Here is an 18417-nt window from a genome sequence, read left to right as displayed (position 1 = left end):
GACGTTCGCTGATGATCTGGCCTCTGACCTCACCCCGAAGGGATCGGTAGAAGTGCTCCTTAGAAAGGAGGTGATCCAGCCGCACCTTCCGGTACGGCTACCTTGTTACGACTTCGTCCCAATCGCCAGTCCCACCTTCGACAGCTCCCTCCCCGTAAGGGGTTGGGCCACCGGCTTCGGGTGTTACCGACTTTCGTGACGTGACGGGCGGTGTGTACAAGGCCCGGGAACGTATTCACCGCAGCAATGCTGATCTGCGATTACTAGCAACTCCGACTTCATGGGGTCGAGTTGCAGACCCCAATCCGAACTGAGACAGGCTTTTTGAGATTCGCTCCGCCTCACGGCTTCGCAGCTCATTGTACCTGCCATTGTAGCACGTGTGCAGCCCAAGACATAAGGGGCATGATGACTTGACGTCGTCCCCACCTTCCTCCGAGTTGACCCCGGCAGTCTCCTGTGAGTCCCCATCACCCCGAAGGGCATGCTGGCAACACAGAACAAGGGTTGCGCTCGTTGCGGGACTTAACCCAACATCTCACGACACGAGCTGACGACAGCCATGCACCACCTGTCACCCGACCACAAGGGGGGCACCATCTCTGATGCTTTCCGGGCGATGTCAAGCCTTGGTAAGGTTCTTCGCGTTGCGTCGAATTAAGCCACATGCTCCGCTGCTTGTGCGGGCCCCCGTCAATTCCTTTGAGTTTTAGCCTTGCGGCCGTACTCCCCAGGCGGGGAACTTAATGCGTTAGCTGCGGCACCGACGACGTGGAATGTCGCCAACACCTAGTTCCCACCGTTTACGGCGTGGACTACCAGGGTATCTAATCCTGTTCGCTCCCCACGCTTTCGCTCCTCAGCGTCAGTAATGGCCCAGAGATCCGCCTTCGCCACCGGTGTTCCTCCTGATATCTGCGCATTTCACCGCTACACCAGGAATTCCGATCTCCCCTACCACACTCTAGTCTGCCCGTATCGAATGCAGACCCGGGGTTAAGCCCCGGGCTTTCACATCCGACGCGACAGACCGCCTACGAGCTCTTTACGCCCAATAATTCCGGACAACGCTCGCGCCCTACGTATTACCGCGGCTGCTGGCACGTAGTTAGCCGGCGCTTCTTCTGCAGGTACCGTCACTTTCGCTTCTTCCCTGCTGAAAGAGGTTTACAACCCGAAGGCCGTCATCCCTCACGCGGCGTCGCTGCATCAGGCTTTCGCCCATTGTGCAATATTCCCCACTGCTGCCTCCCGTAGGAGTCTGGGCCGTGTCTCAGTCCCAGTGTGGCCGGTCGCCCTCTCAGGCCGGCTACCCGTCGTCGCCTTGGTGAGCCGTTACCTCACCAACAAGCTGATAGGCCGCGGGCTCATCCTTCACCGCCGGAGCTTTCCACCACCCACAGATGCCTGTAGTGGTTGTATCCGGTATTAGACCCCGTTTCCAGGGCTTGTCCCAGAGTGAAGGGCAGATTGCCCACGTGTTACTCACCCGTTCGCCACTAATCCCCACCGAAGTGGTTCATCGTTCGACTTGCATGTGTTAAGCACGCCGCCAGCGTTCGTCCTGAGCCAGGATCAAACTCTCCGTGAATGTGTACCCGTAATCGGGTGCAAACCACGAGAGCGGAACAGCCAGGCGGAATAAGCCCGGCCGTTCACAGCGTCCTCGCTGTGTTTGTTTCAAAGGAACCTCGACCACCGGAACACTGCCCGGCGGACGGGGTATCAACATATCTGGCGTTGATTTTTGGCACGCTGTTGAGTTCTCAAGGAACGGACGCTTCCTTTGTACTCACCCAAGCTACTCTCGGGCTTTCCTCCGGGCAGTTTCCCTTCGGTCTTGCGTTTCCGACTCTATCAGACCGTTTCCGGCTCCGATTTCCTCGGTGCTTTCCAGGTTTCAGCTTTCGCGTTTCCCTTTCCGGCGGTTCCGACTCTACCAGATCCTTTCGGGCCTGATTCCCAGTCAGCGGGTGTTGTCCTCGCGGCTGTTGGGCCGTTCCGACGAGTGAGACTTTAGCGGATTCCCTGCCCCCTAGCTAATCGGGGGTTGCGCCCTTTCGAACGCGGATTCCTCATTTCGCAAATACACATGCCAAGGACACGACGACAGGTCGTCGATTGTTGGTGGTTACCTGCGGAATGGCTGTCCGGGGACCGACCGAGGTCGGCGCTCACGTCGGACAACCCGGAGAACATTACGTACCGGCTCGGGGTGTGTCAACTCGCTGCCGCGCGGTCCTGTGAGGCGTAGCCTGACCCCCATGACTACGCGTACGTGTCACCAGCAGTGGTGGGCCGCCTGACGGCGGCCGTACGCACGTATGTACTCGACGGCCGCCGCCCCCGGCGGCCGTTTCTCGTATCTCCCTCCTGTGGGACGGCCGGCCGGTGGCGGCGGTCCTGATCAGGAGGTGGAGAGATGACACGGGTGTTCAGCGGGATCAAGCCGACGGGGCATCTGACGCTGGGGAACTACCTGGGAGCCGTACGACGGTGGGCCGAGGTCGACCAGCACCGGACGGACGCGTTGTTCTGTGTGGTGGATCTTCACGCGCTCACCGTGGACCACGATCCGGCGCGGGTGCGAAGGCTGACCCGGCAGGCGGCGACCCTGCTGCTGGCGTCGGGGCTTGATCCGGAACTGTGCACCGTCTTCGTCCAGAGTCATGTGGACGAGCACGCGCGGCTGTCGTATCTGCTGGAGTGCGTGGCCACGGACGGCGAGATGCGGCGGATGATCCAGTACAGGGAGAAGGCGGCGCGGGAACGGGAGCGGGGCGGCAGTGTCCGGCTGTCGCTGCTGACCTATCCCGTCCTGATGGCGGCGGACATCCTGGCGTACGGGACCGACGAGGTGCCGGTGGGCGATGACCAGACGCAGCATGTGGAACTGACGCGGGACCTGGCCGTGCGCTTCAACCAGCGGTACGGACGGACGTTCGTGGTGCCGCGGGCCACGCGTCCGAAGGTCGCGGCCCGGGTGATGAACCTCCAGGATCCGACGTCGAAGATGGGGAAGACCGACGACGTCGGGCCGGGCATCGTCTACCTGCTGGACGAACCGGACGTGGCGCGGAAGAAGGTCATGCGGGCCGTGACCGACAGCGGGCGGGATGTCGTGTACGACCCGGAGAAACGGCCGGGGCTCGCGAACCTGCTGGAGATCCTCGCCGCCTGTGGGGGTGGGAACCCCGAGGACCTGAGCGGTGTATATGAATCGTACGGAGCACTGAAGAAGGACACCGCAGAGGCCGTGGTCGAACTCCTCAGGCCCGTACAGGAGAGGCACAAGGAGTTGTGCGCGGATCCTGCGTATGTGGAGGGGGTGCTGCGGATGGGCGCGGAGAAGGCCAGAGGCATGGCTCGGCCGAGGGTGGATGAGGCGTACCGGGCGATCGGTCTGCTGGCCGGCTGACCGCGCGGGGCGTCAGTCCTTCTTGCCGGAGGCCAGTTCGCGGCTGCGGTCGCGGGCGGCCTCCAGTGCGGCGATCAGCGCGGCGCGCACTCCGTGGTTCTCGAGTTCACGGATGGCGCTGATCGTCGTGCCGGCGGGAGAGGTGACGTTCTCGCGGAGCTTGACGGGGTGTTCGCCGCTGTCACGGAGCATCGTGGCCGCGCCGATGGCGGACTGGACGATCAGATCGTGGGCCTTGTCCCGGGGCAGGCCGAGGAGGATGCCCGCGTCGGTCATGGCTTCGACCAGGTAGAAGAAGTACGCCGGGCCGGAGCCGGAGAGGGCGGTGCAGGCGTCCTGCTGGGACTCGGGGACGCGAAGGGTCTTGCCGACGGCGCCGAAGATCTCCTCGGCGTGCGCGAGATCGGCCTCGCTCGCGTGGCTGCCGGCGGAGATGACGGACATGGCCTCGTCGACGAGGGCGGGGGTGTTCGTCATAACGCGGACGACGGGGGTGCCTGCGGCCAGGCGCTCCTCGAAGAAGGAGGTGGGGATGCCCGCCGCGCCGCTGACGACCAGACGGTCGGCGGGGGTGTGCGGGGCGAGTTCGTCGAGGAGGGTGGCCATGTCCTGAGGCTTGACCGTGAGGATGAGCGTGTCGGCGGTCTTCGCGGCCTCGGCGTTGGTGACCGGGGTGACGCCGTACCGGGTGCGGAGTTCTTCGGCGCGTTCGGGACGGCGGGCGGTGACCAGGAGGTCCGCGGGTGCCCAGCCGGCTCGGATCATGCCGCTGAGCAGGGCCTCGCCGATCTTGCCGGTGCCGAGGACTGCGACTTTCTGGCTCATGGTGCGGGTGCCCTCCGGGGGTGCGTCGTCCTGGGGCCATCCTCGCACCGGGGGCGCGGGTTCGGTCGGCGTGTCCGGTGGGCGGGACGTCGGCCGGGTGGTGTGGGGGGCGTCAGGTCGTCCGGCGCCGCAAGGTGGCCGCTCCCAGGGTGAGGACCAGGACGGCGCAGCCGGCGACGATCGCGATGTCGCGTACGAACGTGGCGGTCATGTCGGTGTGGAGGAGGACTTCGTTCATGCCGTCGACGGCGTAGGACATGGGGAGGACGTTGGAGATGGCCTCCAGGGCGGGGTGCATGTTCGCGCGGGCGGTGAACAGGCCGCAGAGGAGGAGCTGGGGGAAGATCACGGCCGGCATGAACTGGACGGCCTGGTACTCGGAGGAGGCGAAGGCCGAGACGAAGAGGCCGAGGGCGGTGCCGAGCAGGGCGTCGAGGAGGGCGACGATCAGGAGGAGCCAAGGGGAGCCGGTGACGTCCAGGTCGAGGAACCAGACGGCCAGACCCGTGGCGAGGGCGGACTGGATGATCGCCAGGGTGCCGAAGGCGAGGGCGTAGCCGGCGATGAGGTCTCCCTTGCCGAGAGGCATGGAGAGGAGGCGTTCCAGGGTGCCCGAGGTGCGCTCGCGCAGGGTCGCGATCGAGGTCACCAGGAACATCGTGATCAGCGGGAAGATGCCGAGGAGTGAGGCGCCGATGGAGTCGAAGACGCGCGGGCTGCCGTCGAAGACGTAGCGCAGCAGGAACAGCATCACGCACGGGATGAGGATCAGCAGGGCGATCGTGCGGGGGTCGTGGCCGAGTTGGCGGAGGACTCGGGCGGCCGTGGCGGTCGTGCGGGAGTAGCTGAGGGCCCTCGGGCGGGAGGCCATCGGGGGCGTGGATGTGGTCGTGGCGGTCATCGCGCCGGCTCCTTCTGGTGTGCGTCGGTCGTGGCTGTGGGCGCGGTCGCCGTGGCTTCGTCTACCAGGCGGAGGAAGGCCTCTTCGACCGTTTCGGTGTGGGTGCGGGCGCGGAGGGCCTCGGGGGTGTCGTCGGCGAGGATCCGGCCCTCGCGCATGAGGAGGAGGCGGTGACAGCGCTCGGCCTCGTCCATGACGTGGGAGGAGATCAGGAGGGTGGCCCGGCGCTCGTGGGCGATGGTGTGGAAGAGGGCCCACAGTTCGCGGCGCAGGACGGGGTCCAGGCCGACGGTGGGCTCGTCGAGGACCACCAGTTCGGGGGCGCCGAGGAGGGCCACGGCCAGGGAGACGCGGCTGCGCTGTCCGCCGGAGAGGTTGCCGGCGAGGGCGTCGGCGTGGGTGGTGAGGTCCACGTCGGCGATGGCCCGGGTGACGTTCTCGTGACGGCGGTCGGCGGCCGCGCGGCCGGGGTCGAGGATCGCGGCGAAGTAGGCGAGGTTCTGGCTGACGGTCAGGTCGTCGTAGACGGAGGGGGCCTGGGTGACGTAGCCGATGCGGGAGCGGAGGTTGGCATCGCCCGCGGGGCGGCCGAGGACGTCCAGGGTGCCGGTGACCTTGGCCTGGGTGCCGACGATCGCTCGCATCAGGGTGGATTTTCCGCAGCCGGAAGGGCCGAGGAGGCCGGTGATCTGGCCCTGCGGGACGGCGAAGTCGACGGCGCGGAGCACGGTACGCGGACCTCGGGCGACGGTGAGGTTCTGGGCGTGGATGGCGGGTGGGGGTGGGGGCTCGCTCCCGGAGTTATTCATCATGTGGTGAATATTGCGCAGGGCGAGGGGGACGTCAAGTGAGGGGGTGAGGTGGGTTCGGGGCGGGGCTGGTTCCGGGCGGGGGCAGGCGGAAGTGCGAGCGGGCGCGTAGGGGGCGCGGGCGCTCGGCAGGGGTGATGGGGGTGAGGGTTCGGGCCGGTCGGTGGGGCGGAGGGTGCCCACGGGTGGAGGGTGTTCCCGGGAACAGGAAGGAGGGTGTTCAGGGGCGGATGGCCACCAGTAGGTCCACGTCGTAGATCTCTTCGATGGTTTCGGTGGGGAAGAGTCCGCGGAGGTGGGCTCGTTCCTCGGTGAGGAACGTGGAGGTGGCGTCTTGGCCGAGGACCAGGAACCCCGAGTGGCTGGCGATGTTGGCCAGGTGGGTGTCCAGGGGGACCGTGCGGCTCCAGCGGATCTGGCGGCGGGTGAAGACGAGCCGGTCGGTGGTGCCGGCGAGGGCCGCTGTGTCGGCGAGGGCGGCGGGTGCGCCGGAGCCGCTCTTCTCGATCGGGGTGCCGGGGTCCACACCGAGGAAGCGGTGGATGCGGACGGTGGCGTCGGCGATCCAGGGGACGTCGACGGCGTCGGTGTTCCACCAGAGGGCGAGTGCGCCGCCGGGGCGGAGTACGCGGAGGGCCTCGGGGACCGAGCGGGCGGGGTCGGTCCAGTGCCAGGACTGGGCGTAGGTGAGGAGGTCGGTGGAGGCGGTGGCGACGGGGAGGGCGTTGCCGTCGCCGCGGACCAGGGGGATGTGGGGGTGGCTGCGGCGGAACTGGGCGGCCATGCCTGCGCCGGGTTCCACGGCGAGGACGTCGGCGCCGCGGGTGTGGAGGAGGGCCGTGGATATGCCGGTGCCCGCGCCCACGTCCACGGCGCGTGCGCCAGGGAGGGGCCGCGCGGCCAGGGCTTCGATGGTGTCGAAGAGGGTGGCCGGGTAGGAGGGGCGGTTCGCCGCGTACTGGGCTGCGGCGGCGTTGAAGGAGTGGGCCCGGGCGGTGTGGGAGAGGCGGGGGCGAGAGGTGGTCATGGGGGACATCGTGGCTCGGTGGGCTGGGGTTGGGGAGGGGCTGTCGCCCGGGCCGCACCCACCCGTCCCGTTCCCGGGGGCTGCACCCTCCCGCGTCGCGGTTCGCCGCGTACCTGACGGGGCGGTGACGTGCCGGTCGGTCAGGGGCGGCGGCGCTTGGCCGGGTTCTTCGTGCGCTTGGCTGTGCGGCGGTCGTACTGCCGGCGGGCCTCGGTGTACTCCTCGCGGTGGAGGGACTCGCCCGGGGCCTCTTTCAGGGAGCGGAGGAAGTAGGCGGTCAGGGAGCCGAGGAAGCCGATGGTGAGGAGGCCCCGTAGGGAGGAGTGACGGGCCGGGTCGGGGCGCTTGGTGAAGGCACCCCAGGTGTGGCCGAAGGCCAGGGCGCTGCAGATGGCGAACATGACGACGACCAGGATGCTGACGAAACCGCCGACCGCGGCCAGTCGCAGGCCCTCGTAGGCCAGGCGCAGCACCAGGCAGGAGACGGCCAGGGCCACGAGCGAGCCGGCGGTGACGGTCGCGCGGCGGGCCGTGTAGGTGCCGTCGTGATTCAGCCAGGTCGTCCCGAAGAAGCGGATGGGCTCGGGGCGAGGGCCCGTAGGGGTCGCCGGGGAAGCGGCCGAGGGCGCCTGCGGCCCTTGCGGCTCCTGCCCCTGCCCCTGCGTCTGCCCCTGCGTCTGCCCCGCCTGGTCGTTCTTCGGCTTGTCGCTCACGGGTCGATTATGGCTCCGGCGTCGGAGCGGCTGCGCGGCGGTGTCCGGGCCCTCGGGGCGGCCGGACCGGCCTGGCCGCGGTACCCCCGCGCGGGGGTACCGCGGTGCTCTCCGTGCCGCCGCGCCGTGTCGTCAGCCGGCCCCGGTTACTGGGTCAGCCGCAGCGGCCCGCCACGTAGCCGTCGCTGCCGGTGTAGACGTAGGCGTCGGAGATGTACTGGCCGTCGTCGATGTTGTCCCAGACGTTCGTGGTGCCGTAGGGGCCGGAGATGGTCTGGCCCGGGGTCTGGCAGTAGATCGGTACCGTGACGCCCTCGGAGAGGACGCGGACGATGCCGTAGCTGGTGCTCGGGCCGCTGCGGACGTTGAGACGGACGCCGGGCGCCACCGAGTAGCGGCGGACGGCTGCCGTGGCCGTCGCGGCGGTGGCCGAACCCTCGGCCGATGCCGTGACGGTCCGCTCCCCCTCGCCGTCCCCCGCGATCTCTTCGACATGGTCGACAGACATGGCTGAACTCCCCCCGTTTGAAACCCCGTTCGACCCCCACGCAGGGCATGGGGACCCTTTGATACCCCTGAATCAGGACACACACACCTGTGCGTTTTTCGCGCGTGAAGGCTAGCAAGCCGCCTCTGTCCCGTACGTGTCATCGACTAGGCTCCGAACGTCGCGCGAGCGGCCGAAACAGCACGGGGGTGGACCCATGGCACCGCAGCGCGGCACCGGGTCGGGAGCGGAAGCGGAACTTCCCGAGTACGCCGGCCAGTACCGTCTGGAATCGTGTCTGGGGTCGGGTGGCATGGGCGTCGTCCATCTGGCCGCCTCCACGTCCGGTCTGCGGCTCGCGGTGAAGGTGGTGCACGCCGAGTTCGCCAAGGACCCCGAGTTCAGAGGGCGTTTCAAGCAGGAGGTCGCCGCCGCCCGCCAGGTGAGCGGCGCCTTCACCGCCCCGGTCGTGGATGCCGACACCGACAGCGCGCGGCCCTGGATGGCCACCCTCTTCATCCCCGGCCCGACCCTCGCCGAGTACGTCAAGCGGAACGGGCCCATGCCGCCGGGGCAGTTGCGGCGCCTGATGGCCGGGCTCGCGGAGGCGCTGCGCGACATCCACCGCGCCGGCGTCGTGCACCGGGACCTCAAGCCCAGCAACGTCCTGCTCGCCGAGGACGGTCCCAAGGTCATCGACTTCGGTATCTCGCGACCGAAGGACAGCGAACTGCGCACCGAGACGGGGAAGTTGATCGGCACACCGCCGTTCATGGCCCCCGAGCAGTTCCGGCGGCCCCGGGAGGTCGGGCCCGCCGCCGACATCTTCGCCCTCGGCTCGGTCACCGTGCACGCGGCCACCGGGCGCGGGCCCTTCGACTCCGACAGTCCCTATGTCGTCGCCTACCAGGTCGTCCACGACGAGCCGGACCTCACCGCAGTACCCGAGAACCTCGCTCCCCTCGTCCGCGCCTGCCTGGCCAAGGAGCCCGAGGACCGGCCCACGGCGGACGAGCTGATGCACGAACTGCGGTCCGTGGCCGCCTCGTACGACACCCAGACGTTCATGACGACCCGGCGGGAGCGAGAAGGGGCGGGCTGGGCGTCTCCGCCGGGCCGGGCCACGGACGTGACGGAGGACGCCACCGGCACCGCAACCAGCACCGCCCGCGGCACCGGCACCGGCACCGGCACCGGCACCGGCACCGGCGCGGATTCGGGCACAGGCACCGGCGCCGATTCGGGCGGCGGCCTCGTCGGGGCCGAGGGGCGAGGAGACTCCGGGCGGCGCGCGGACCAGGGCAGCAGCCGGGCCTGGCGCCGGTCGCGCGTGCGGGCCGTGCTCGTCGCCGTCTCGGTGGTGCTCGTCGCGGGCGGAGGGTTCGCCTCCGTGCGGGCGCTGGGAAACGAGGGCGGGCGGACGGACGGTGGCGCGGCCTCGCCCCGGACCGGACGTGCGGCGGCCGACGCGCCCGCCCTCGAAGCCTGGGCCACCAGGCCGGCGGCGAAGAACAGGAGCGCGCCGCACTGCTCGTACGGGGCGGGGAAGCTGTTGTGCGTGCAGCCGGGGCTGGTCTCCGCGCTGGATCCGGCGGACGGCAGTGTGCTGTGGCGGCACACCGTCGCCGGGGCGGGTGGGCTGGGCACCGGTGACCCGCCCGTCGTGTCGGGTGGGCTGGTGCAGGTGCTGACGGACGAGAGCCGCCGGGCCCAGGCGTTGGACCCGGGCACCGGGAAGGTGCGGTGGGAGCGGGACGTCTCGGCGTACGGCGGCAGGCACTACGCCGGCGGCGCGCTGCTGCTCACCGCCGCCGACGGGACGGTCACCGGTGTGGACACTGCCACCGGCGACACCCTGTGGAGCGGCCGGATCCCGGGGCAGCCGGAGGCGTACTTCACGTCGTTCGGCGGGGACCGGTCGGCGTACCTGGCGAGTGTCACCGGCAAGGGGGCGGAGGCGCGCACGCGGATCACCGCGGTGGACCCGAGGACGGGTGACGTGCGCTGGGACGCCCCGCTGGAGGGCCACCTGGAGCTGCTGGGGGTCCAGGACGGCGCCCTCGTCCTTGGCGCGATCGGTGGTGCCTACGACGACACGGTCGCCGTGGTCCGGTACGACCCCGGCACCGGGAGCACGGTCCGGGTCACCCTGCCCGTGCGGCTCCAAGGGGCCCACGGGGTCGTGCGGGGCGATGTCGTGTACCTGTTGAGCGGCGCGCAGGGCGCTCTCACGGCCGTCGACATGAAGGCGCGTAAGCAGCTGTGGCGGACGGAGACGGGGGTCGCGCGGAGTTCGGCGCCGGTCGCCGACGACCGGCATGTGTACTTCACCGCGTCCGACGGGCGGTTGCTCGCGGTGGACGTGCGCAAGGGCGGGATCAGCGGAGACACACCGTCGCGGCTCGGGGACCCGGGCCGGGTCACCGCCTCGCTGCCCGAGCCCGTGGTCATCGACGGCCGGGTCTGCGCGGGCACGCTCGACGGGACGGTGCTCGGGCTGGACGGGAACGACCCGGGGAGCTGGTGACCCTCCGCCGGTCACGGCCGGGCGAGGGCGAGGGCGAGTGACGTCGCCCTCACAGCCGAGTGGCTGCACGAACGAGTGGCTTCACGAACGAGGCGCTTCACGAACGAGTGGCCGCACGAACGAGGGCCGTCCCGTAGGGGAACGGCCCTCGATGTGCTGTTTTCGCGGGGCCTCAGCCCAGCTTGCTGACGTCCCGCACCGCGCCCTTGTCGGCGCTGGTGGCCATCGCGGCGTAGGCGCGCAGCGCGGCCGACACCTTGCGCTCCCGGTTCTTCGGGGCGTAGACGCCGTTCAGGGCCTGCTCGCGGCGGGCCAGCTCGGCGTCGTCGACCAGCAGCTCGATCGAACGGTTCGGGATGTCGATGCGGATGCGGTCGCCGTCCTCGACGAGGGCGATCGTGCCGCCGGCGGCCGCCTCGGGCGAGGCGTGGCCGATGGAGAGGCCCGAGGTGCCGCCGGAGAAGCGGCCGTCGGTGATGAGCGCGCAGGTCTTGCCGAGGCCGCGGCCCTTCAGGTACGAGGTCGGGTAGAGCATCTCCTGCATGCCGGGGCCGCCCTTGGGGCCCTCGTAGCGGATGACGACGACGTCGCCCTCCTTGATCTCCTTCATGAGGATCTTCTGGACGGCCTCCTCCTGCGACTCGCAGACGACCGCCGGGCCCTCGAACGTCCAGATCGACTCGTCGACGCCCGCCGTCTTCACCACACAGCCGTCGACCGCCAGGTTGCCCTTGAGGACCGCGAGGCCGCCGTCCTTGGAGTAGGCGTGCTCGGCGGAGCGGATGCAGCCGCCCTCGGCGTCCACGTCCAGGGCCTCCCAGCGCTCGGACTGGGAGAAGGCCTCGGCGGAACGCACACATCCGGGTGCCGCGTGCCACAGTTCCAGAGCCTCCGGCGACGGGGAGCCGCCGCGCACGTCCCAGGTCTTCAGCCAGTCGGCGAGGGACGGGCTGTGAACCGAGTTGACGTCCTCGTTGAGCAGGCCCGCGCGGTGCAGTTCGCCGAGGAGGGCGGGGATGCCGCCGGCCCGGTGCACGTCCTCCATGTAGTACGTGCGGTCCTTGGCGACGTTCGGCGCGACCTTCGCCAGACACGGCACCCGGCGCGAGACCTCGTTGATGTCGTCCAGGTCGAACGGGACGCCGGCCTCCTGGGCGGCGGCCAGCAGGTGCAGGATCGTGTTGGTCGAGCCGCCCATCGCGATGTCGAGGGCCATGGCGTTCTGGAAGGCCGCGAAGGTGGCGACGTTGCGGGGCAGGACCGTCTCGTCGTCCTGCTCGTAGTAGCGGCGGGTGATGTCCATCACCGTGCGGCCCGCGTTCTCGTACAGCGCCCGGCGGGCCGTGTGCGTGGCCAGGACCGAGCCGTTGCCCGGGAGGGCGAGTCCGATGGCCTCCGCGAGGCAGTTCATCGAGTTGGCGGTGAACATGCCGGAGCAGGAGCCGCAGGTCGGACAGGCGTTCTCCTCGATACGGAGGATGTCCTCGTCCGAGATCTTGTCGTTGACCGCGTCGGAGATCGCGTCGACCAGGTCGAGCGTGCGGACCGTGCCGTCGACGAGGGTGGCCCGGCCGGACTCCATGGGGCCGCCGGAGACGAAGACGGTCGGGATGTTGAGCCGCAGGGCGGCGTTCAGCATGCCCGGGGTGATCTTGTCGCAGTTGGAGATGCAGATCAGGGCGTCGGCGCAGTGGGCCTCGACCATGTACTCCACGCTGTCCGCGATCAGGTCGCGGGAGGGGAGGCTGTACAGCATGCCGCCGTGGCCCATCGCGATGCCGTCGTCGACGGCGATGGTGTTGAACTCGCGCGGGATGCCGCCGGCCGCGGTGATCGCCTCGCTGACGATGCGGCCCACCGGCTGGAGGTGGGTGTGGCCCGGCACGAACTCGGTGAAGCTGTTGGCGACCGCGATGATCGGCTTGCGGCCGATGTCCGCGCCCGGTACACCGGAGGCGCGCATAAGGGCGCGGGCGCCCGCCATGTTGCGGCCGTGGGTGACTGTGCGGGACCTCAGCTGGGGCATCGCGCTCGCTCCTTCAGAGACTGCGATCAGAGAGTTCTGACTGCATCGAGCGTACGCCCGTTGCGCCAAGGGTTGGACAGCTTGTCCGGAATGCGGGACGACTGTCTCGGTTTTCGACTGCGGGTCGGCAGGGTTCGGGGGCACGGTTGCGAGGGGCCGGGACGCGCGTGTGTGAGGGCTCGCGCGCCTAGCCGGGCGCGGTGAGGTGGGCCTGCACCGCCGGGGCGACCCTTCTGATGATCTGCTCCGGATCCGCCGACGCCAGCGGCTCCACCTTGATCACGTAGCGGAGCATGGCGATGCCCACCAACTGGGCGGCGGCCAGCTCAGCGCGCAGTTCCGCGTCCGGGCGGTCGAGCTGGGCGGCGACGCGGCGCAGCAGCTGTGCCGAGACGAGGCGGCGGAAGACGGTGGCCGCGACCTCGTTGTTCACGGCGGAGCGGACGATCGCGAGCAGCGCCGCGCGGGTCGCCGGGTTCTCCCAGACCCCGAAGAAGAAACGGGCCAGCCGCTCGCCGACACCGTCGAGGGGGCCCTCGGCGATCGAGCCGGGGGCGCTCAGGAGGGGCCCGAAGGCCACCTCGATGGACGCTTCGAACACCTGCTCCTTGGTGCCGAAGTAGTGGTGCACGAGCGCCGAGTCCACCCCGGCGGCCTTGGCGATGCCGCGTACGGACGTCTTGTCGTAGCCGCGCTCGGAGAACTCCTCGCGGGCCGCGAGGAGGATGCGGTCGCGCGCGGCGGGCGTGTCGGCCGACTCCGTGCGGGAGGGCCGGCCCCGGCGGCGGGGGGTGGCCGAGGTCACGGCCGGGGGACCCGCACGGCGGAGGCGAGGTGCAGCCGGGTGAAGGCGAGGGCCTCCGCCAGGTCGGCCTCGCGCTCGGCGGCGGACATGGCGCGGCGGGTGTTGACCTCGATCACGACGTGGCCGTCGAAACCGGTGTGGGCGAGACGTTCCAGCAGTTCGGCGCAGGGCTGGCTGCCGCGGCCCGGGACGAGGTGCTCGTCCTTGGCCGATCCCCTGCCGTCGGCCATGTGCACGTGGCCGAGGCGGTCGCCCATGCGGTCGACCATCTCCAGGGCGTCGGTGCGGGAGGTCGCGGAGTGGCTGAGGTCGATCGTGAAGTGACGGTAGTCGTCCTTCGTCACGTCCCAGTCGGGGGCGTACGCGAGCATCTCGCGGTCACGGTAGCGCCAGGGGTACATGTTCTCGACGGCGAACCGGACGTCCGTCTCACCCGCCATCCGCCAGATACCGGTGACGAAGTCGCGCGCGTACTGGCGCTGCCAGCGAAAGGGGGGGTGTACGACGACCGTGCTCGCGCCGAGCTTCTCGGCGGCGGCCTGGGCGCGCTGGAGCTTGACCCACGGGTCGGTCGACCACACCCGCTGGGTGATCAGCAGACAGGGGGCGTGTACGGCGAGGATGGGGATCTGGTGGTAGTCGGAGAGGCGGCGCAGCGCCTCCAGGTCCTGGCTGACCGGGTCGGTCCAGACCATGACCTCCACGCCGTCGTAGCCCAGGCGCGCGGCGATCTCGAAGGCCGTGGCCGTCGACTCCGGATACACGGAGGCCGTGGACAGCGCGACCTTCGCGTCCGGGATCCGTACGGGTTCTGCCACGCGGCACAGCCTACGGGGTGGGGCGGGTCGGGTGGGCCGGGGGGCGCGAGGTCGGCCGGGGGTGGGTGGGCCCGCCCGTACGCCGTGGGGGTGCTCGGGGAGGGTGGACCGCGGGTCGGCCCCCACCGGGGCGGCCGACGGCGAACGCCCCCGGTTCCCCTACGCCGTACCCATGTGGTCCAGGCGTCGCAGGATCACGCCCTCCCGCAGCGCCCAGGGGCAGATCTCCAGGGTCTGCACGTCGAAGAGGTCCATCGCGGCCTCGGCGACCAGCGCGCCCGCGAGGATCTGGTTCGCGCGGCCCTCGGAGACGCCGGGGAGCGCGGCGCGCTGGGCCGTGGTCATCTGGGCGAGCTTGGGGACCCAGGACTCCAGGGCCTCGCGCTTGAGGTCGCGCTGGACGTAGAGCCCCTCCGTGGAGCGGGCCGCGCCGCCGATACGGGCGAGCTGCTTGAAGGTCTTGGAGGTGGCGACGACGTGGTCGGGAGCCCCGAACCGGCTGAACTCGCCGACCGTACGGGCTATCTGGGCCCGGACATGCCGGCGCAGGGCGCGGACGTCGTCGGGCGTCGCCGGATCGCCGGGCAGCCAGCCGGCGGTCAGGCGGCCGGCGCCCAGCGGCAGCGAGGCGGCGGCGTCGGGCTCCTCGTCTATCCCGTACGCGATCTCCAGGGAGCCCCCGCCGATGTCGAGGACGAGGAGCTTGCCCGCGGACCAGCCGAACCAGCGGCGGACGGCGAGGAAGGTCAGCCGGGCCTCCTCGGCGCCGGTGAGGACCTGCAGTTCGACCCCGGTCTCGTCCTGGACCCGGGCGAGGACCTCGTCGGCGTTGCTGGCCTCGCGCACGGCGGAGGTGGCGAAGGGAAGCAGTTCCTCCACGCCCTTGTCCTCGGCGGCCTGGAGCGCCTCGTGGACGACGGCTATGAGTTTCTCGACCCCTTCGGGACCGATGGCCCCGGCCTCGTCGAGGAGCTGGGCAAGGCGTAGTTCCACCTTGTGCGAGTGCGCGGGCAGGGGGCGTGCGCCCGGGTGTGCGTCCACCACCAGCAGATGCACCGTGTTCGATCCCACGTCGAGGACACCGAGTCTCATGGGCGGAACGCTACTGCCAGCTGGGCCGTGCAAGGTCCTCGATGCGGCCTCCGGCGCCGTACCCTGGACGGGTGCCAAAGACGAAAAAGGCAAAGGCCGACAAGTCGGCAGCGGGAGCGGCCGCGACCGGCGGCTCTTCGCGGGCGAAGGCGGCGACCAGGCCACCGAAGTCGGCGAAGGGCTCCGCGGAGTCCACGGCGCCGGACGAGAAGGGACTCGATTTCGCGCGCGCGTGGGTGGAGTTCCCTGATCCGGCGGACGACGAGCAGGTCTTCCGCTGCGATCTCACCTGGCTGACCTCGCGCTGGAACTGCGTATTCGGCAGCGGCTGCCAGGGCATCCAGGCGGGCCGCGCGGCCGACGGCTGCTGCAGCCTGGGCGCCCACTTCTCGGACGAGGACGACGAGAAGCGCGTCGCCGAGCATGTGGCGAGGCTCACTCCGGAGATCTGGCAGTTCCACGACGTGGGCACGGAGACCGGCTGGGTCTCCAAGGACGAGGACGGCGACCGCCAGACCCGTCCCTACAAGGGGTCGTGCATCTTCCAGAACCGCCCGGGCTTCGCCGGGGGCGCGGGGTGCTCGCTGCACATCCTGGCGCTGCGGGAGGGCCGCGAGCCGCTGGAGACCAAGCCGGACGTCTGCTGGCAGCTGCCGATCCGGCGCACGTACGACTGGATCGACCGACCCGACGACACGCGGGTGCTGCAGGTGTCGATCGGGGAGTACGACCGCCGCGGCTGGGGCCCGGGCGGCCACGACCTGCACTGGTGGTGCACGTCGGCGACCTCCGCGCACGGCGCGGGCGACCCGGTGTACGTCTCGTACCGGCCGGAGCTGGTCGAGCTGATGGGCAAGGAGGGGTACGACCGCCTGGTCGAGCTGTGCGAGCAGCGACTGGCGTCGCGTCTGCCGCTGGTGGCACCGCATCCGGCGGATCCGGTCACCCCGCCGGCCGAACCGGTGGATTCGGTCGGACCGTAGGCGGAGCGGTGCTTTCGGTCGGACCGCAGACCGAGTCGGTGGATTCGGTCGGACCGCACCGTGGGCGGGGCCCGTACACCGTGGGCGGAGCCCCTGGTGCGGGCCGAGCATCGCGGGCGGAGCCGGCCCCCGCCCTCGCCCGCCCCGGCGATCCGTGGTGGGCCCACCACGCGCGACGCACCCGGTTGCTCCCCCGCCGGGCCAGACCCTCCCTCCCGGCACGCACCCCCGCCGTCCCTACGAAGCCGGCGGCGGGTCGCCTCCCCCGTCGCTCGGCGGCGGGGTCGGGCCGGGCGGGTCCGTGGGGGTCTCGTCGGTGGGGGCCGGGGTCGGGTCGGGCTGCGCCGGGCCGGTGGGTGTGGGGTCCGGGTCGGGTGCCGGGGGCGGGTCCGTGGGCCTCGGCGGGCCCGGGTCCGCATCCGGTGGGGTCGGCCGGGTGTCGACCGGCGGCGTCGGCACCGGTCCGTAGCCCTCGATCGTCACCACGGCGCCCGAGGGAGCCAGTGAGACCTCCGCCGTCCAGTACCCGGCGGGCTCGCTCAGCTGGTCGACGTACACCTTGATCGTCGTGGACGCGCCGGGCTCCAGGGTGCCCGAGGACCGGCTGAGGTACAGCCAGTCGGCGCCGGTGCGGGCGGACCAGCGGACGGGGGAGTCGCCCGTCGTCTTCAGGGTGATGAGGGTGGTGTCGCCGTCGTTCGCCGCGGTGACGGCGAGCGCGCCCCGCCCCTTCCCCTGGGTGACCTCCACGGACACGTCGTCCGCGGGTCCCTTGCCGGGGCGGGCACCGGGCCTGGTGCGGGCGTTGCCGGCGTTCTCGTAGGCGTCGCCGCCGCCCTCGCCGACGGTGCCGTCGCCGTCGCCCTGCTCCTCGCCCGCGCTGACGGAACGGCCGTCGGCGCCCTCGCCGATGAGGGGGGCGCCCCGGTAGGCGGCCCAGAGGGCGAAGACGGGCGCGGCGACCACGGTGGCCACGACGGTCGTCGTGACGGCACGCGCGCGCAGCCGGTCCCGGCGGGCGGCGCGGTCCCTCGGGTCCATGGGGAAGCCCCGGCGGTCGAAGCGCGGGGCGCCGCCACGCGCGCGCGTGAGGTGCGCCGTCGCGGACACGAGGGCCGCGCGCGGCGCTTCGAGCACGGGCAGCGCGGCGGGCGTGACGCTGGTGCCGGGCCAGTGGCCGGGGACGGCGCGCTCGGCGGCGCGGCGGCAGACGGGACAGTCGTCGACGTGCCGGACGAGTTCGCGGCGCAGGGCGGCGCTCAGGACGAACGGCTGGTCCCCGGCGAGGCGGGCGACGCCCGGACAGGCGCCGCTCTCCACGACGGCCAGGGCCGCCCTGGTGCGCTCCACCTCGCAGGCGGCGGAGGCGAGCAACTCCCGGGCGGCGGCCGGGTCCATCCCCAGCACGTCGGCGACCTCGGGGGCGGTGAGCTGGTGCCGCACCGCCAACTCCAGCGCCTCGCGCTGCTCGGGCGTGGTGCCGGCGGCCTCCGGCCAGGCGAGCCGGGCCAGTTCACGCCTGCGCCGCCGCTCCTCGTCCTCGGAGAGGACGGCGGATCCGACGGCGTTCTTCGCGGCGCGCGGCTTCTCGGTCCCGCCGGCGTGTGCGGGCGGGCGCGCGGAGGCGTGCGTGCCCGGCCGTTTCTGCCGGACCTCCGTGAGCCCGCGCAGACAGGCCCACCGGGCCAGTGCGTACAGCCGGGCCCGGCGGCCCCCGGCGTCGTCCGGGCCCCGGCGGCGCTCGGCGAGCGCGAGGACGTCCGCCAGGGCCGCGGTCGCCGCGTCGTGGTCGCACAGCACCGACATGCAGTAGGTGAACAGGCCGTCCAGGTACGGCTCGTAGTGCGCCGGCGTGCGATGCGCCACCGCCCGCGCGGCCGCCCGATCGCGCGCCTCGCTGTACGCCCGGTGCGCGCCGGTGGTGCGGGTCGAGGTTTCCGGACTGATGCTCATCATTCATGGACGGTAGGCGCCCGGAAGCGGCAC

At 70.9% G+C, this 18417-nt stretch carries 14 protein-coding genes and 1 rRNA gene; 3 read left to right on the top strand and 12 right to left on the bottom strand.

The window, feature by feature from the left end:
• Nucleotides 1-63 precede the first annotated feature (63 nt).
• Nucleotides 64-1591, bottom strand: a 16S ribosomal RNA gene (locus tag H4687_RS26485).
• Nucleotides 1592-2422: 831 nt separating this feature from the next.
• Here H4687_RS26485 and trpS point away from each other — a divergent pair.
• On the top strand, nt 2423-3418 hold the full coding sequence (gene trpS / locus H4687_RS26480) for a tryptophan--tRNA ligase (RefSeq protein WP_046918903.1): 996 nt from the start codon (nt 2423-2425) through the stop codon (nt 3416-3418).
• Nucleotides 3419-3430: 12 nt separating this feature from the next.
• Here trpS and proC read toward each other — a convergent pair whose 3' ends face one another.
• The 6 genes from proC to H4687_RS26450 all read right to left on the bottom strand — a co-directional run bounded on the left by proC (nt 3431) and on the right by H4687_RS26450 (nt 8201).
• On the bottom strand, nt 3431-4243 hold the full coding sequence (proC, locus tag H4687_RS26475; RefSeq protein WP_020113787.1) for a pyrroline-5-carboxylate reductase: 813 nt from the start codon (nt 4241-4243) through the stop codon (nt 3431-3433).
• 112 nt (nt 4244-4355) lie between these two features.
• Nucleotides 4356-5144 (bottom strand): ABC transporter permease, encoded by a 789-nt coding sequence (locus tag H4687_RS26470; protein WP_046918902.1) that lies wholly within the window; start codon nt 5142-5144, stop codon nt 4356-4358.
• On the bottom strand, nt 5141-5956 hold the full coding sequence (locus H4687_RS26465) for an ABC transporter ATP-binding protein (protein ID WP_192781720.1): 816 nt from the start codon (nt 5954-5956) through the stop codon (nt 5141-5143). The genes H4687_RS26470 and H4687_RS26465 overlap by 4 nt, the downstream gene beginning before the upstream one ends.
• 217 nt (nt 5957-6173) lie before the next feature.
• Nucleotides 6174-6980: a class I SAM-dependent methyltransferase gene (locus H4687_RS26460; RefSeq protein ID WP_050399573.1), complete on the bottom strand. Its 807-nt coding sequence runs from the start codon at nt 6978-6980 to the stop codon at nt 6174-6176.
• A 140-nt stretch (nt 6981-7120) separates the two neighbouring features.
• The gene (locus H4687_RS26455; RefSeq protein WP_050399572.1) at nt 7121-7693 is read right to left on the bottom strand and encodes a hypothetical protein; all 573 of its coding nucleotides are present in this window, start codon (nt 7691-7693) and stop codon (nt 7121-7123) included.
• 154 nt (nt 7694-7847) lie between these two features.
• Nucleotides 7848-8201, bottom strand: coding sequence for an SH3 domain-containing protein (locus tag H4687_RS26450; RefSeq protein WP_046919105.1), 354 nt, complete (start codon nt 8199-8201; stop codon nt 7848-7850).
• 196 nt (nt 8202-8397) lie between these two features.
• Between H4687_RS26450 and H4687_RS26445 the strand changes: the two genes are divergently transcribed.
• A complete protein-coding gene (locus H4687_RS26445) occupies nt 8398-10707 on the top strand; it encodes a protein kinase domain-containing protein (protein WP_050399571.1) in 2310 nt (769 codons plus the stop codon).
• 172 nt (nt 10708-10879) lie between these two features.
• Here H4687_RS26445 and ilvD read toward each other — a convergent pair whose 3' ends face one another.
• From ilvD to H4687_RS26425, 4 genes are all read right to left on the bottom strand, one after another.
• Nucleotides 10880-12733, bottom strand: coding sequence for a dihydroxy-acid dehydratase (ilvD, locus tag H4687_RS26440; protein ID WP_046915414.1), 1854 nt, complete (start codon nt 12731-12733; stop codon nt 10880-10882).
• 187 nt (nt 12734-12920) lie between these two features.
• Entirely contained in the window at nt 12921-13538 is a 618-nt protein-coding gene (locus H4687_RS26435) for a TetR/AcrR family transcriptional regulator (RefSeq protein WP_046915413.1), read from the bottom strand.
• Entirely contained in the window at nt 13535-14356 is an 822-nt protein-coding gene (locus H4687_RS26430) for a sugar phosphate isomerase/epimerase family protein (RefSeq protein WP_050399570.1), read from the bottom strand. Before H4687_RS26430 ends, H4687_RS26435 begins: the two co-directional genes overlap by 4 nt.
• 159 nt (nt 14357-14515) lie before the next feature.
• Nucleotides 14516-15448, bottom strand: a complete 933-nt coding sequence (locus H4687_RS26425) for a Ppx/GppA phosphatase family protein (RefSeq protein ID WP_046920350.1) — start codon at nt 15446-15448, stop codon at nt 14516-14518.
• 71 nt (nt 15449-15519) lie between these two features.
• Between H4687_RS26425 and H4687_RS26420 the strand changes: the two genes are divergently transcribed.
• The gene (locus H4687_RS26420; RefSeq protein WP_046920351.1) at nt 15520-16431 is read left to right on the top strand and encodes a hypothetical protein; all 912 of its coding nucleotides are present in this window, start codon (nt 15520-15522) and stop codon (nt 16429-16431) included.
• 237 nt (nt 16432-16668) lie between these two features.
• Here H4687_RS26420 and H4687_RS26415 read toward each other — a convergent pair whose 3' ends face one another.
• Nucleotides 16669-18387 (bottom strand): BACON domain-containing protein, encoded by a 1719-nt coding sequence (locus H4687_RS26415; protein ID WP_050399569.1) that lies wholly within the window; start codon nt 18385-18387, stop codon nt 16669-16671.
• Nucleotides 18388-18417 lie beyond the last annotated feature (30 nt).

Source organism: Streptomyces stelliscabiei, from assembly GCF_014873495.1.
GTDB lineage: Bacteria > Actinomycetota > Actinomycetes > Streptomycetales > Streptomycetaceae > Streptomyces > Streptomyces bottropensis.
Note: the sequence above shows the minus strand (reverse complement) of the source record. Positions and strands in the feature narration are given on the sequence as shown.

What these genes read in the sequence shown, in the direction of transcription:
- H4687_RS26450 (WP_046919105.1), bottom strand. Translation starts at nt 8,201, where the DNA reads ATGTCTGTCGACCATGTCGAAGAGATCGCGGGGGACGGCGAGGGGGAG.
- trpS (WP_046918903.1), top strand. Translation starts at nt 2,423, where the DNA reads ATGACACGGGTGTTCAGCGGGATCAAGCCGACGGGGCATCTGACGCTG.
- H4687_RS26425 (WP_046920350.1), bottom strand. Translation starts at nt 15,448, where the DNA reads ATGAGACTCGGTGTCCTCGACGTGGGATCGAACACGGTGCATCTGCTG.
- ilvD (WP_046915414.1), bottom strand. Translation starts at nt 12,733, where the DNA reads ATGCCCCAGCTGAGGTCCCGCACAGTCACCCACGGCCGCAACATGGCG.
- proC (WP_020113787.1), bottom strand. Translation starts at nt 4,243, where the DNA reads ATGAGCCAGAAAGTCGCAGTCCTCGGCACCGGCAAGATCGGCGAGGCC.
- H4687_RS26470 (WP_046918902.1), bottom strand. Translation starts at nt 5,144, where the DNA reads ATGACCGCCACGACCACATCCACGCCCCCGATGGCCTCCCGCCCGAGG.
- H4687_RS26445 (WP_050399571.1), top strand. Translation starts at nt 8,398, where the DNA reads ATGGCACCGCAGCGCGGCACCGGGTCGGGAGCGGAAGCGGAACTTCCC.
- H4687_RS26415 (WP_050399569.1), bottom strand. Translation starts at nt 18,387, where the DNA reads ATGATGAGCATCAGTCCGGAAACCTCGACCCGCACCACCGGCGCGCAC.
- H4687_RS26465 (WP_192781720.1), bottom strand. Translation starts at nt 5,956, where the DNA reads ATGATGAATAACTCCGGGAGCGAGCCCCCACCCCCACCCGCCATCCAC.
- H4687_RS26460 (WP_050399573.1), bottom strand. Translation starts at nt 6,980, where the DNA reads ATGACCACCTCTCGCCCCCGCCTCTCCCACACCGCCCGGGCCCACTCC.